The sequence below is a fragment of the Paenibacillus sp. 1-8 genome, from assembly GCF_056316205.1.
The window spans coordinates 4,844,156-4,858,517 of sequence record NZ_CM149995.1; the positions used below are offsets into that span (position 1 = coordinate 4,844,156).

Annotated in this window: 11 protein-coding genes; all 11 read right to left on the reverse strand. The window is 50.5% G+C overall.

Translation table 11 applies throughout. The features are described 5' to 3' along the window. Positions 1–19: 19 nt before the first annotated feature. The 11 genes from AC0WRU_RS22315 to prfB all read right to left on the reverse strand — a co-directional run bounded on the left by AC0WRU_RS22315 (position 20) and on the right by prfB (position 14,102). Positions 20–2,482 carry a glycosyltransferase family 2 protein gene (locus AC0WRU_RS22315; protein WP_476126334.1) on the reverse strand — a complete coding sequence of 821 codons (2,463 nt, stop codon included), beginning with the start codon at positions 2,480–2,482 and terminating at the stop codon, positions 20–22. Then, a complete protein-coding gene (locus AC0WRU_RS22320) occupies positions 2,475–2,726 on the reverse strand; it encodes a hypothetical protein (protein WP_476126335.1) in 252 nt (83 codons plus the stop codon). The genes AC0WRU_RS22315 and AC0WRU_RS22320 overlap by 8 nt, the downstream gene beginning before the upstream one ends. 556 nt (positions 2,727–3,282) lie before the next feature. Next, the gene (gene argH, locus AC0WRU_RS22325) at positions 3,283–4,695 is read right to left on the reverse strand and encodes an argininosuccinate lyase (protein ID WP_476126336.1); all 1,413 of its coding nucleotides are present in this window, start codon (positions 4,693–4,695) and stop codon (positions 3,283–3,285) included. A 90-nt stretch (positions 4,696–4,785) separates the two neighbouring features. Beyond that, entirely contained in the window at positions 4,786–6,021 is a 1,236-nt protein-coding gene (locus AC0WRU_RS22330) for an argininosuccinate synthase (protein ID WP_476126337.1), read from the reverse strand. A gap of 114 nt (positions 6,022–6,135) precedes the next feature. After that, a complete protein-coding gene (gene argF, locus AC0WRU_RS22335) occupies positions 6,136–7,092 on the reverse strand; it encodes an ornithine carbamoyltransferase (RefSeq protein ID WP_476126338.1) in 957 nt (318 codons plus the stop codon). A gap of 44 nt (positions 7,093–7,136) precedes the next feature. Continuing rightward, positions 7,137–8,378, reverse strand: coding sequence for an acetylornithine transaminase (locus tag AC0WRU_RS22340; RefSeq protein ID WP_476126339.1), 1,242 nt, complete (start codon positions 8,376–8,378; stop codon positions 7,137–7,139). Positions 8,379–8,417: 39 nt separating this feature from the next. Then, positions 8,418–9,257, reverse strand: a complete 840-nt coding sequence (argB, locus tag AC0WRU_RS22345) for an acetylglutamate kinase (RefSeq protein WP_476126340.1) — start codon at positions 9,255–9,257, stop codon at positions 8,418–8,420. 80 nt (positions 9,258–9,337) lie between these two features. Next, positions 9,338–10,564: a bifunctional glutamate N-acetyltransferase/amino-acid acetyltransferase ArgJ gene (argJ, locus tag AC0WRU_RS22350; protein WP_476126341.1), complete on the reverse strand. Its 1,227-nt coding sequence runs from the start codon at positions 10,562–10,564 to the stop codon at positions 9,338–9,340. A gap of 106 nt (positions 10,565–10,670) precedes the next feature. Next, positions 10,671–11,720 carry an N-acetyl-gamma-glutamyl-phosphate reductase gene (argC, locus tag AC0WRU_RS22355; RefSeq protein WP_476126342.1) on the reverse strand — a complete coding sequence of 350 codons (1,050 nt, stop codon included), beginning with the start codon at positions 11,718–11,720 and terminating at the stop codon, positions 10,671–10,673. Positions 11,721–11,989: 269 nt separating this feature from the next. After that, complete coding sequence (locus tag AC0WRU_RS22360; RefSeq protein ID WP_476126343.1) at positions 11,990–12,889, reverse strand: YitT family protein; 900 nt, start codon at positions 12,887–12,889, stop codon at positions 11,990–11,992. A gap of 99 nt (positions 12,890–12,988) precedes the next feature. Continuing rightward, positions 12,989–14,102 (reverse strand): peptide chain release factor 2 gene (gene prfB, locus AC0WRU_RS22365; RefSeq protein WP_155985392.1). Its coding sequence is split into 2 segments (ribosomal slippage): positions 12,989–14,029 and positions 14,031–14,102, totalling 1,113 coding nucleotides; the frame shifts between segments, so codons are not numbered across the junction. Positions 14,103–14,362 lie beyond the last annotated feature (260 nt).

Below are 14,362 nucleotides of genomic sequence, written 5' to 3' on the forward strand. Positions count from 1 at the left end.
GCTCCTTCTTTCTTTATATTCAGGAGGACTGTGCCGGGGCATCATCCAAGTCGTGCATATCAGTCAGACCATGTGTCGTCTTCTCCCAATAGAACGGCTTGGTAATGAGCTGCCAGGCTGCTTTCACCGCAGCTATACTCATAAGTACCCAATATAATGGCGAGAGTAGCCCATATTTGACCATCGCATATGAAAATGTACGTTCACCGCGCTCTTCCAGTTCCCCGATGACCCAATACATTCCGGCCACGTTACTGAATACGAACAAAAAATTACCGATATAAAATTCCGCGCTCGCCAGGTAATACACATAACCTGGGAACAGCTTGGGAATAAAGGCCATTTCCCAGCCAAACCATAAAATCAGCAATCCCCAAAAGATCGGATTCAGCAAAGGTAGCATCGGTGTCGCCAAAATCATTACCTGAAAGCCGAAAAAGCCTTTCCAGCCCACCTCGCGCACCAGCTTCACCGGATTGCGCATATGAACCAGCCATGTCTGCATGTATCCCTTGATCCAGCGTGACCGCTGACGAATCCAGTTCCCTACGCGACTGTTCGCTTCCTCCCATGTACGGGAATCGACAATGGCGGTTTTGTAGCCGCCTTTATACAGACGTATACCCAGATCGGCATCCTCGGTTACATTGTAGGGGTCCCACGCATTGATATCTTTGAGTACGGATACCCGAAAATGATTGGATGTTCCGCCCAAAGGAATAGGCGTATCTAACTGCATAATACCCGGCAGCAGCAGTTCGAACCACATACTGTATTCCTGCGTGAACCAGCGGGTCAGCAAATTTTGCGTACTGTTAAAATAGTTGAGCTTGGCTTGTATACACGCATAATGCTCAGGGAGCGAGTCGAACGCCGCAATGACCTTTTTTAGCTGGTCGGAGTCGGGACGATCCTCGGCATCATAAATAACTACAAATTCGCCGCGCGCCCGAATAAGTCCGTAGTTACACGCCTTCGGCTTGGTTTTGGGCAAGCCGTCAGGGACGACCAGTGTCGTATAATAGGCGGGCAGCTTCATTTCACGAAGCAGCTCAATGGTCTCAATATCGTCCTCTTCAATCAGCAGCCGCACATCCAGCTTGGATTTTGGATAATCAAGCTGCTCCAAATTCCGCAACAGCATCGGAAGCACGCCCGCCTCCTTGTACATCGGTACGAGAATCGTATAGATCGGCAGCTTTTTCTCATCCATGGCGTCGACCTCTTCCTTTGAGAAGCGAAGCTGCGCCCCACGCCGGGAACCGAGATAAATAATACCGAATTTGAAGAGCGTCATGGCAAAATAGAACAACTGAATCAGCATATTGATGATCAGCACCGTATTCCAGCTATTCCAGAAAAGACCGAGCACTGTAATTACGCCCATTGCTGCGAACACCCAGAGCTGTCCCTTCGTAAAGGTCGTACGCGCCGAATTGTGCGGCTCTTTTTCCAACAATCCGGTCGTGCTCTCCTGCATCATTTCTTCACCGTAGATTTTACCCCAGAGCTGCTCCATCTCTTCCTTGGTCGCTAGCACCTGCTCCACCGGCATGCCGAGAATGTCCTCCAGCTTCAAGCGCCGCTCTTCCGGCAACGGATCACTGACCGCCACAATATAGCGGTTCATATATTCATGAATAACAACCACGCCGTAAGCCATCGCCACCTGCTCCGGCAGCTTGTAGGCCGCATCCAGTGCCAGCTCTTCGCCAATACGGCCGATTCGGTTCTGTGTAGCAATCGCGCGGTACAAATCCGCAGGCTCTAGCATTTGCAATGACAGCAAAATATCACCGAGCAGCCCGCCGCTCTTCGCCTGGAATTCCAGCGCTCGCTCCAGTTGCTCTGGTGAAATATAGCCGGAACGTACCAGCATGTCGCCCAGTCGCTCTTTGGATTCATCACCGTCCACCTGCTCCTGCAACTGCTCTCCGGTAATGAAGCCCATCTCTACCAAAATGTCGCCCAGCCTGCCACCGTAACGTTTTTGGTTTCGGATGGCGTCGGTAAGCTGATCGCGGGTAATTATGCCGTTGTCCACCAACTGATCTCCAAGGCGGGCCTTGCCGTTCCGTCCGTTCTGTATTCCCGTGGCGGCCTCTCCGCCTGCTGAACCAGGAGCGCCGGAGACTACTCCAAAGGCGGCTCCTGCCGCAGCCTGTTCCTGTTGGCCGCTAGCATATTGGACCTGTGCCTCCTGCGCTTGTCCATCCTGCACACTCTCATCCAGCAATTGCTCCACCGCTGCTGCCGTATCCGCTGCGCTCTGTAATGCCTGAATACGCAGTTCTGTATCCTGAAGCCGCCGTTCGAGTTCCTCAATATGAAAATCCAGCTTGTACAGCACCGGGGCCTGCTCCGTCCGCTGGGCCTCCAACTGCTGCTGCAGTCGAGCGATCTGCTGACGTTCTTCTTTTATTCTTCTCTTGGCTTGGAGAATTGAAACTCCCCCAACCTGCCACCTCAGCCTGTCACCCATGGATTCCCGCCCTTTCAATCCAACGCCGCTCTTCTGCGAGCGCATCCGCAAGCAGCTGCTTCAACTCCGCGTCCCGTTGCTTCTTCCGTTCCAGCGCCGCGTGGAAAAGCTCCCGTTCCTCGCGCAGCAACTTCTCCGCCTGTATCCGTTCTTCGTGCAACGAAGACACCAGTTGATCGGCGTCAGAAGCGCGATAACCGATCCATGCGCTCTTTAACTGCCGCGCCGTTCTTTTGCTTCTCATAATACCTCCCTGAACCGTCCCCGACTCTGCCTCTTACCCTGTCCCTGCATCCATGGTCTTACGTCTTCCTGGAAAGCAGGGCATTCTCTTATTCTCATTTAAACCCTTCATTTACACATTAATGCAAGTCTTCTGGTCAAAAGGGAACCCACAAAATATTCCATTTATTCAATTGATACCAGTCTTGTCCTGATGAATTGGTAATACAATTAAAAACTTAGTGCTATTCTACCATAATCGTAATAGGAGTAGGTATACGAAAATGTAAATTCTAGAAACTTTCATACTAACGCATACATAGGTATATAGAGCTATTTTATAGTTCCCGTGATTGCACCTGTCTAAGAAACCTTACGCAATCCACCATGGTTCAGATCATCATTAAAGCCAAATACCCGCCAAATACCTTAAAAAGCACAAAAGGCACCGCGAACGGCGCCCTGCTTACTGTTTTGATATGATTAGAATAGAAATCCGGGGACAAAAGCGACCGCTTCGCTTGTACAGCACCATTCCGCCTACTCCGTTTTTCATGTACCTTTTTCAGTTCAGCTGATTAGTTACTCCGTTTGTGCCCTTCAAACCATGTAGACGTGCTGCTCAGTAGCTGTTCACTGCGTCCAATAGCTGCCTGCACCTGTCCAGTTGCTGTTCCGCCATATACATTCCGAGCATTAACTACTGCTTCCGGTTGAAGCACTTCATAGATGCGGTCGTCGAACAAATCGGAAAACTGCTGGAATTCCTCCAGTGTCAGATCAAGCAGATACTTGCCTTGCTGGATGCAATACAGCACCGTTTTGCCGATAACCTCATGCGCCTGACGGAACGGAAGTCCTTTGCCGACGAGGAAATCTGCGATATCTGTCGCATTGGAGAAGTCCTGATTGACCGCTTGACGCATGCGATCCTTGTTCACCTTCATCGTTGCGATCATCGGTGCGAACAACTGCAAGGCTCCTTCCAGCGTAGCAACAGTATCGAACATACCTTCCTTGTCCTCCTGCATATCCTTGTTGTACGCTAGCGGCAAGGATTTCAAAACGGTCAGCAGTCCAACGAGATTACCATACACGCGTCCGGTTTTACCGCGTACCAGTTCTGGTACGTCCGGGTTTTTCTTCTGCGGCATAATGCTGCTGCCTGTGCAAAAAGCATCATCCAGCTCCACGAAGCCAAACTCCGTGCTGCTCCACAGCACCAGTTCTTCGCTTAGACGCGACAAATGCGTCATGATCAGCGAAGCTCCAGCCAGAAACTCTACGATAAAGTCCCGGTCGCTAACGGCATCCAGACTATTTTCATAAACTCCGTCAAAACCCAATTGCTCTGCTACAAAATGACGGTCTATCGGAAAAGTGGTTCCGGCCAAAGCTCCAGCGCCGAGCGGCAATACGTTAATCCGCTTGTAGCTGTCTTTGAGACGGTCAATGTCACGCTCCAGCATAGACACATAAGCCAGCAAATGATGCGCGAACAAAATAGGCTGCGCCCGCTGCAAGTGCGTATACCCGGGTACAATCGTATCCAGATTATCCTTCGCCTGCCCGATCAGTGCGGCTTGCACATCATGCAGCATACCGACCAGCGCCACTACACGTCCGCGCAAATACAAGTGCATATCCGTTGCCACCTGGTCATTACGGCTTCGCCCGGTGTGCAGCTTTCCGCCAACCGGGCCAATCGCTTCGATCAGATTCTTTTCGATATTCATATGAATATCCTCGTCCGAAACCGAAAATTCAATCTCCCCACGACGGATACGCTCCAATACCGTGTGTAGTCCTTCCTTAATCGTGTCCGCATCAGCCTGCGGAATAATGCCGCATTTGCCCAGCATGGCCACATGAGCCAAACTACCCAGAATATCTTCTTCCGCCAACGCCTGATCAAATCCGATGGAAGCCGTATATTCCTCTACCAGCTTGTTGGTCTGCTTCGTAAAACGTCCGCCCCATAGCTTACTCATTTTTTGCAAGATCCCCTCTCTGCAATACAAGCCGCCCTCGTCGCTTGGACAAGGACGGCCCACATCCCGTACATTTTTAGGTTAACTCATTTATTTATTATTTTTGGCTACTCCCGCATTGACCTTCAAACGCAAGGCATTCAAGCGAATAAAGCCGGTTGCATCCCCTTGGTCATAGGCTTGTGTCGGATCGGCTTCCATTGTCGCAATATCCGGGTTGTACAAGCTGACCGGACTTTTGACACCTGCGCCGATAATGTTGCCTTTGTACAGCTTCACGCGCACGGTACCACTGACATTCTTTTGGCTCTCATGAACCAATGCCTGCAAAGCCACACGCTCCGGCGCGAACCAGAAACCGTTGTAGACCAGCGTAGCATAACGAGTAATCAGACTGTCGCGCAGATTCATAACCTCGCGATCCATCGTGATGGACTCCATTTTGCGATGAGCTGTGAACAGGATCGTACCGCCCGGCGTCTCATACACTCCACGGCTCTTCATACCGACAAAACGGTTTTCCACCATGTCCACACGTCCGATGCCATGCTTGCCGCCCAGCTCATTCAGCTTTTCCATAACCTGCAACGGGTTTAGCTGCTCTCCATTCAAAGCAACACAGTTTCCTGCTTCAAACTCCAGCTCCAAATATTCCGCTTCATCAGGAGCATCCTCAGGCGCATTGCTGAGCAAGAACATTTCTTTATTTGCAGGAGCGCTCGGATCAAACCAAGGGTCCTCCAGCACCCCGCTTTCATAACTAATATGCAGCAGATTACGGTCCATGGAGTACGGCTTGGCCGCAGAAGCGGTTACCGGAATATCGTGTTTCTCCGCATAGGCAATCATTTCTGCCCGGCCCGGGAACTGATTGCGGAACTCTTCCAGCCGCCAAGGTGCGATCACCTTGATATCCGGCGTCAACGCCGCCGCGTTCAGCTCGAAGCGCACCTGATCGTTGCCTTTGCCTGTCGCGCCGTGAGCGATAGCTGTTGCACCCTCTGCAATCGCAATATCCACCATCCGTTTAGCGATCAATGGACGTGCAATACTCGTTCCGAGCAAATATTGTCCTTCATACAAAGCACCCGCCTGAAACATCGGATAAATAAAATCCTTGGCGAATTCATCACGCAAATCATCAATATACACTTTGGAGGCTCCCGTAGCGAGCGCTTTTTCCTCCAAACCATCCAGTTCTTCCTTCTGTCCGATATCTGCGGTAAACGCTATAATTTCAGCGTCATAGGTTTCTTTAAGCCATTTCAAAATGACCGACGTATCCAGACCGCCGGAATATGCGAGTACGATTTTTTCTTTTGCCATGATTGAAAGTCCTCCCCGAATGCTTCTAGCCACTATCTTTCATTCACATCTGCATCTAAATCTACAGATCATCTTCCACAATTGCAATCTTTCTAACCATAAAACATAACTTCTTTATCCCATCAAAGCAACCATCAATGCTTTTTGGGCATGCAGACGGTTCTCAGCCTCATCAAAAATCACTGAATTCGGTCCGTCGATTACACCTGCGCTCACTTCTTCGCCACGATGCGCAGGCAGACAGTGCAGGAACAGATAATCCGGCTTCGCCAGCTTAACCAGCTCCTCATTCACCTGGAAGTCGGCAAAAGCAAGCTCCCGTTCCTTCTGCTCCTCCTCAAAGCCCATGCTCGCCCATACATCCGTGTAGATTGCATCTGCATCCTTTACTGCTTCTTGCGGACTTTGGGTAATCACAATCTCACTGCCGGTTTGCTTGGCAATCTCACGGGAAGCTGCCACAACACTCGGATCAGGCTCATATCCAGCAGGACTTGCAATCGATACATGCACGCCAAGCTTTGCTCCACCAATCAACAGGGAATGCGCCATATTGTTGCCGTCCCCGATGTAGGCCAATTTAAGCCCTTTAAGCTTGCCCTTCTGCTCATACAAGGTCTGATAATCAGCCAGCACCTGACACGGATGCGCCAAATCGCTCAAGCCGTTGATCACAGGAACAGAGGCATAACGCGCCAACTCTACAACATTATCGTGCCCGAAGGTACGGATCATAATGCCGTCCAGATAGCGAGACATCACCTGCGCCATATCGCTAATAGGCTCACCGCGTCCTAGTTGAATGTCGTTTTTACTGAGGAAAAGGGCATGCCCGCCCAATTGAAACATGCCGACTTCAAAAGACACTCGCGTACGTGTAGAGGATTTTTCGAAAATCAGTCCGATCGTTTTCCCCTTCAGCGGCTGATAGGTTTCTCCATTTTTATGCTTGCGCTTGATTTCGATGGCGAGATCAATTAAATATTGAATTTCTTCGGTCGAGTAGTCTTCCAACTCCAGAAAATCCCGCCCTTTTAGATTGATTTGCTGCAATGCGCCGCCCTGGCTCATGCTATCATCTCCTTTTATACTCTAATCTAAGTGGTTTAGCCGCACTAAGCAATATGCTCTTGAATCACTTCGGTAACCAGTGCTACAGCCTGATCTATTTCGTCCTTCGTTACATACAGGTTAGGCAACAGGCGAATCACGTTAGGACCTGCGGTAATGAACAGAATGCCTTTCTTTTGACCTGCCAAAACAAGTTTCGCCACAGGCTCAGCACACTCGATACCGACCATCAGACCTTTTCCACGGATATCCTTCACAAAAGGAATCTCTCCAAGCTGCTTTTGCAAGCTTTGGAACAAATACTCGCCCAGCTCAGCCGCACGCTCTGGAAGCTTGTCATCAATAATCGTTTCAATGGTCGCCTGAACCGCTGCCATAGCAAGCGGAGTACCGCCAAAGGTAGAGCCGTGGCTGCCCGCTGTGAACGCTTCGCGCAAGTACCCTTTGCCCAGCATCGCGCCAACGGAAAAACCACTGCCCAAGCCCTTTGCCAATGTAAAGATATCCGGCTCAATGCCGTAATGCTCAAAGGAAAACAGCTTACCTGTGCGTCCCATGCCCGTCTGTACCTCATCAATGATCAAAAGCAATCCATGCTCATCGCACAGCTTTGTAATCACGTCTACAAAAGCAGGTTCGACCGGATACATTCCGCCTTCTGCCTGCACCATTTCCAGCATGATTGCGGCGGTATTCTCGCTGATCGCAGCTTCGAGCGCAGCTTGATCGTGGAGGGGAACGCTTTTGAATCCGGCAGGAAGCGGCAAAAAGCCTTCTTTTACTTTATCCTGACCCGTAGCGGTCAAGGTTGCCAGCGTCCGTCCGTGGAAGGATTGCGTGAACGTAATGATCTCGTAGCGTCCGGTCTGCTTCACCTTCTGGTGATAACGACGCGCCAGCTTGATCGCAGCTTCGTTAGCTTCCGCTCCGCTGTTGCAGAAAAACACGGCGTCTGCGCTGCTATTGGCAGTCAGTAGAGCGGCGGCCCGTTCCTGTCCCGGAATATGAAACAGATTGGATACATGCCATAGTTCATCAATCTGCTTTTTCAAGCGTTCAGCTACAGCCTGTGGCGCATGTCCAAGATTGGTAACCGCAATGCCTGACATGAAATCCAGATAACGCTTGCCCTGATCATCCCACAGCCAGCTTCCTTTTCCTTTGACCAGTGTAAGCGGGTATCTTGCGTAGGTTGGAAAAAGAGAGCTGTCTGTTTGTGCTCCAACAACGGCCCCGTCCGTAGCCGGTGTTTCGACGCTCACCAGCGTATTTGGTTCCTTACTCATTATGTTCACGCTCCTTTTTCGTTTGGTTGTATACGATGATTACTGCATGCGCACGACGCGCGTTCCAATGGCTTCCCCGCCCAGCACACGGCTTAATACCTGCGGTTCGCTGCCGTTCACAATGACGACTTCCTTCACTTTACCGTGGATGCAGGCTATAGCCGCTCTCACCTTAGGGATCATGCCGCCGTATATTTCACCTGTACTGATCATATCCTCAATCTCCTGTACGGTGATAGAGTCCAGTACCTTCTTCTCTCCGCCGATCTTCTTCAATATGCCTGGTACATCCGTAACGACGATCATCCGGCTAACACCGATATGAGATGCCACCGCACCCGCCGCTGTATCCGCGTTAATGTTGTAACGCTGACCGGACCTGTCGATCCCGATGGGCGCAATAACGGGCATATAGTTCATATCCAGCACGCCTGTAATAATTGAAGCTTCAACGGATGTCACTTCTCCGACCCAGCCGACCTCTGCGGCATTCGACACAGGTTTTGCCTCGATTAAATAGCCATCACTGCCCGACAAGCCGAGCGCTCGACCTCCGTGCATTCCGATCCTGCGTACAATCTGCTTGTTAATGCTGCCCGCCAGCACCATTTCCACGACATCCAGCACGGGTTCAGTCGTTTTGCGCAGTCCGTTGATGAATTCCGTTTCGATGCCCAGCTTCGCCAAATTGTCGGAGATCGCAGGGCCGCCGCCATGTACAATAACAGGTTGAAGACCTTCCGACTGCAAGCGGGCCAGATCGTCAAAGAAGGAATCAGGCAACGCAGCCAGCGTACTTCCTCCGCATTTCATCACAAAATTACGACGCGCCAATCCCGCATGATTGGCTTGATCCGCGTTCTCCACTGCCGATTGCATATAATCTCCCCTTTTCTCCTCTGCACAGTCCGTGCCATTTTATAATAATGCCAGAATTACATCCGTGTTTATTCCGTTGTCTATGTCCGATATGCAGCGTTAATCCGCACGTAATCGTAAGTTAAGTCACAGCCCCAAGCTGTGGCGGTTCCGTTCCCGTGATGCAAATCCACAATAATCCGCACCGTATCTCCCCGAAGGTAGGAGAGCGCCTCATCTTCATCAAAAGCGACTGGGCTGGACGCGCTCAGCACAACAATATCACCCAAGCGGATGTCTACCGTATCTGGATTGACCGGCTCTCCGGCCCGCCCGACAGCTGCAATAATCCGGCCCCAGTTCGCATCAGCACCAAAAACGGCCGACTTCACCAGACTGGACCCGATCACTGTTTTCGCTATCGCTTGAGCAGATGCGTCGCTTACCGCGCCGCTCACGGACACCTCTACCAGCTTCGTAGCGCCTTCCCCATCGCGGGCAATTGCCTTCGCCAGCTCACGGCAGATATAGGTGAACGCCTCGGCAAAAGCAGCCCAATCGGGATGTCCTGCGTGCAGCTCACCGTTACCCGCCAGCCCGCTTGCCATCGCGATCAGCATATCGTTCGTGCTCGTATCGCCATCTACCGTAATCATATTAAAGCTGGTATCCGTTGCCTGCTTCAATAGCTGATGAAGTGCAGTCTGCTCAATCACGGCATCACAGGTCATAAAAGCCAGCATCGTCGCCATGTTCGGATGAATCATGCCTGAGCCCTTCGCCGCCCCGGCGATGTGTACGGTCACACCATCCACTTCAACCGCCACGCATGCTTCCTTTTTAACCAAGTCCGTCGTCAAAATGGCTTGCGTAAATTGCTCCGCTCCGTCGTTTTCCCCGTTTACACGGCCAGGTAATGCGGATATGCCGCCAAGCACACGATCCATTTTCAAATGCTCGCCAATCACGCCCGTCGATGCAACGGCTACATTGCTCTCCGCAACACCCAGCTCACGAGCCGCAGCCGAGCGCATAGTGTAGGCATCCTGCTCTCCTTGCTGTCCGGTGCAGGCATTGGCGTTCCCGCTGTTCACCACGACCGCTTGCAGCCGACCATCCACGAGACTTTCGCGAGTCACTTTGAGCGGTGCAGCCTGAAATACATTGGTGGTGTATACCGCAGCAGCCGTCGCCTCTACCTCGCAGCGAATCGCGCCGATATCGTTGCGGTCCGTATTTTTAAGTCCGCAGTGCAATCCTCCGGCTGTAAAGCCGCGCGGAGTTACGATATTCCCCCCGTTTACTACTGTAAACCCTAATTTGCCCATAATTGTGTGCCCTCGTCTGCAACGCTTTCTATAAGTAACGGTTCCATTTGCGAAGCCATTCCCGCCCGCTTACGTTTCCCGTTTCCATGTTGCGGCTGCTTGCTGCTTACGGATATACCGGTATGAAGCCCAGTCCGAGGTTCTCCTCCCATCCCATCATCAAGTTTAAGTTCTGAATCGCCTGTCCGGCAGCACCCTTCACGACATTATCAATGACCGAAATAATCGTAAGGCGCCCAGTCCGTGCATCTGCTGCAAAACCGATATCACAATAATTGGAGCCAAATACTTCCTTCGTTGCTGGCCATATACCTTCACCGCGCACACGGACAAAAGGATGGTCTTTATAATAATCCTGGTATAGCCCAATGAGATCCTGATCTGTATGTTCACCCTTCAACGTGACATAGATCGTACTCATAATTCCTCGGGTCATCGGAACCAATTGCGTCGTAAACGTAATCATAACGTCCTCACCCGCAATATCGCCCAATACCTGTTCGATCTCAGGGATATGCTGGTGCTTGTTAATCTTGTAGGCTTTAAAATTTTCGTTCATCTCCGCATAATGCGAAACGAGACTTGTTCCCCGGCCGGAGCCGGATACCCCGGATTTGGCATCTACAATCAGCGTCCGATGGTCGATCCAATCCGCCTTCAACGCAGGGATAATTCCCAGCAAGGTAGCCGTTGCGTAGCAACCCGGATTAGAAATAAAAGAGACGCCAGCAAGCTTTTCTGCATACACCTCGCTGAGTCCATATACGGCTTGCTTGAGATATTCGGGTGAAGCCGCAGGCTTTTTATACCATGCTTCATATGCTTCTCCGCTTCGCAGTCTGAAATCCCCGGAGAGGTCAATGACCTTCAATCCGGCATCCAGAAGCTGCGGCACCAGCTTGGTGCTGATACCAGAAGGCGTAGCTGTGAAAACCAGATCAGCCTTGGCAGCAATCTCTTGAATATCGACACCGTCCAAATCCCGAACCACAATGTCCGTCAGATGTGGAAACCCGTCACTGATCGGAACACCCGCGCTGGACGAAGAAATAACAGATACGATCTCTACCTGCGGATGATGAACCAAAAAACGAATGAGCTCCACCCCGCCATACCCGGTGGAACCGACAATTGCCACTTTTAGCTTGCTGCTCACAGACCTTCCTCCATTCCGTTCCTATGAAATATGTATTATTATACGATCTTATTCATATAAATACAACATACTCATGTAAAGTTATTCACCCAAACTTGAAATGATTGTCTCATGCATTAGTATTCATTAGATTATCCATTGGCTGTACTTGATGTCGAGGTTCCTATCAGAGCCTGTATAAATACAAAAAGGGAAACCACGTTTTGCAAAAACGGAGTTCCCCCTATTTTATTAACTAAAACCATGTCTCCCGACAAGCCATCCTGTTTTTAGCCTTCCTTCTTAAACCCTTCACCCAATACTTCACGCGTATTACTAATGATTACAAAAGCATCCGGATCTACCAGGCGAACAAGCGTTTTGAGACGAGTCACCTCATTTTGGCCTACCACAACCATTAGCACAGGACGTTCTTCGTTCGTATAACCGCCTCGTCCTGCCAGCTCCGTCAATCCCCGATCCAAGTCCTGTAAAATAGCCTGTGTGATCTTTTCCTTCTGATTGGATATGATATAGGCCACTTTGGAGTAGCTTAACCCCATTTCCACCGCATCAATGACCTTGCCGGTTACAAACAAACCAATCAGTGCATACAGCGCCCGTTCCGGCGATAGAGCAAAACCAGCCAGTGTGATGACCGTACCATCCATGAGCATGACGCAGAGTGATAGGCTGAGGCCGGTATACTTTTGAATGATCTGCGCCAAAATAGCCAGCCCACCCGTCGAGCCTCTGCCCCGGAACACGGTGCCCAATCCCAAACCTACTCCAATTCCACCATACAGCGAAGCCAACAGCGGATTCGTTGTCGGAACTGCCCAATCCTTAGTTACGTACACAAATAACGGCAGCATGATACTCCCCAGCAGGGAACGCAAACCGTATTTCTTTCCTAACAGCAGCACTCCCGCTATAAATAACGGAATATTCATTCCCCACTGCGTATAAGCTGGTTCCAGACCAAATAGGTCCTCGCCCAAAATAGATAAACCCGACACACCCCCGGATGCAATTCGGTTGGGAAGCAGGAACATATTGAAGGTCAGCGCCGTAATGAAGGAGCCGAGCACAATGAGCAGAATATCCATCGCATTACGAGCGGGGCCGCTGGCGGCAATCAGAGGCTTACGGCGTCTTCGCCGAGCAGCGGGGAGATTCATTTGGGACATCTTTCGTATTCTCCTTTAATTTAAAAATACCGTGTACACAAAAATTCCTACAGTCCGCAGGCACTTGGCCTACGGGACTGTAGGAAAACGTACAGGCTATTATTCTGCGTCCAGCTTGATCTGACTCCGCAGGTAACCGTCGATGAACGGGTCCAGATCGCCATCCATGACAGCCCCTACGTTGCCTGTTTCTACACTGGTACGGTGATCCTTCACCATACTGTATGGGTGGAACACGTAAGAACGAATTTGGCTGCCCCATGCAATATCAGACTGTTCCCCACGGATTTCGTCCAATTGTTGCCGTTGCTCTTCAATTTTGCGCTCGTAGAGCTTGGAACGAAGCATCGTCATAGCCTGCTCACGGTTCTTGATCTGGGAGCGCTCATTTTGACAAGTTACAACAATGCCTGAAGGAAGATGCGTAATCCGAACTGCTGAGTCGGTCGTATTAATATGCTGACCGCCTGCACCGCTGGCCCGGTACGTATCAATTTTAAGATCCTCTGTCCGGATTTCAACGTCCACATCATCCGCAATTTCCGGCACGACATCGCAGGATACGAACGACGTATGCCGACGACCCGAAGAATCAAATGGAGAAATGCGAACGAGACGATGCACGCCTTTTTCTGCTTTGAGGTAGCCGTAAGCATTATAGCCCTTGATCAGCAACGTTACGCTCTTGATCCCTGCTTCATCACCCGCAAGGTAATCCAGCGTTTCTACCTTAAAGCCGCGTTTTTCTGCCCAGCGTGTATACATCCGTAGCAGCATTTGACCCCAGTCCTGCGACTCGGTTCCCCCTGCCCCCGGATGCAGCTCCAAAATAGCATTAAGCTTGTCATATGGCTGATTTAAAAGCAATTGCAGTTCAAACTCCTGAAGCTTGCTCAGCAAGGACCTGATACTGTTTTCAATTTCTCCAGCCAGTGTTTCGTCGCCTTCCTCATCAGCCAGCTCAGCCATCATCCCCGCATCCTCATATTCCTGACGGAGCTGTTCATAGCTGTCTACAGAAGACTTAACCGCGTTCATTTCCGCGATCACGGCTTGGGCTTTATCGTTATCATCCCAAAAATCAGGCGCAGCCATCTTTTCCTCAAAGTTTGCGATCATTTCCTGTTTGAGATCTAAGTCAAAGAGACCCCCTAAGGTTTGTTAATTTCTTGCCTATTTCTCTTAAATCATGCTTTACATTTGGATCGATCATTATGTCATTCTCCTTTTAATATGTGATTAAAGGTTTAAATGCGTTGTGAGTTACGGCTGGGTAAGGAGACGCTACGCGAATGATTTGATCTTATGATCGCTGTTGCAGTGAGATGCCCTTGATTGAAATAACACATTTAAAGGTGGGCATCTCACTGCAAAGGCGAACGCTGGCGCTTCTCCAGATTCAAATCCTTCGCTTCGCTACCGACCGCCGTAAAGTCAAACGAATTTTAAATAACAGGGTGCTCCCCTGTATGG

Bases quoted from the DNA above. Each gene is read 5' to 3' on its own strand.
- AC0WRU_RS22315 (WP_476126334.1), bottom strand. From the start codon at position 2,482: ATGGGTGACAGGCTGAGGTGGCAGGTTGGGGGAGTTTCAATTCTCCAA.
- AC0WRU_RS22320 (WP_476126335.1), bottom strand. From the start codon at position 2,726: ATGAGAAGCAAAAGAACGGCGCGGCAGTTAAAGAGCGCATGGATCGGT.
- argH (WP_476126336.1), bottom strand. From the start codon at position 4,695: ATGAGTAAGCTATGGGGCGGACGTTTTACGAAGCAGACCAACAAGCTG.
- AC0WRU_RS22330 (WP_476126337.1), bottom strand. From the start codon at position 6,021: ATGGCAAAAGAAAAAATCGTACTCGCATATTCCGGCGGTCTGGATACG.
- argF (WP_476126338.1), bottom strand. From the start codon at position 7,092: ATGAGCCAGGGCGGCGCATTGCAGCAAATCAATCTAAAAGGGCGGGAT.
- AC0WRU_RS22340 (WP_476126339.1), bottom strand. From the start codon at position 8,378: ATGAGTAAGGAACCAAATACGCTGGTGAGCGTCGAAACACCGGCTACG.
- argB (WP_476126340.1), bottom strand. From the start codon at position 9,257: ATGCAATCGGCAGTGGAGAACGCGGATCAAGCCAATCATGCGGGATTG.
- argJ (WP_476126341.1), bottom strand. From the start codon at position 10,564: ATGGGCAAATTAGGGTTTACAGTAGTAAACGGGGGGAATATCGTAACT.
- AC0WRU_RS22360 (WP_476126343.1), bottom strand. From the start codon at position 12,889: ATGTCCCAAATGAATCTCCCCGCTGCTCGGCGAAGACGCCGTAAGCCT.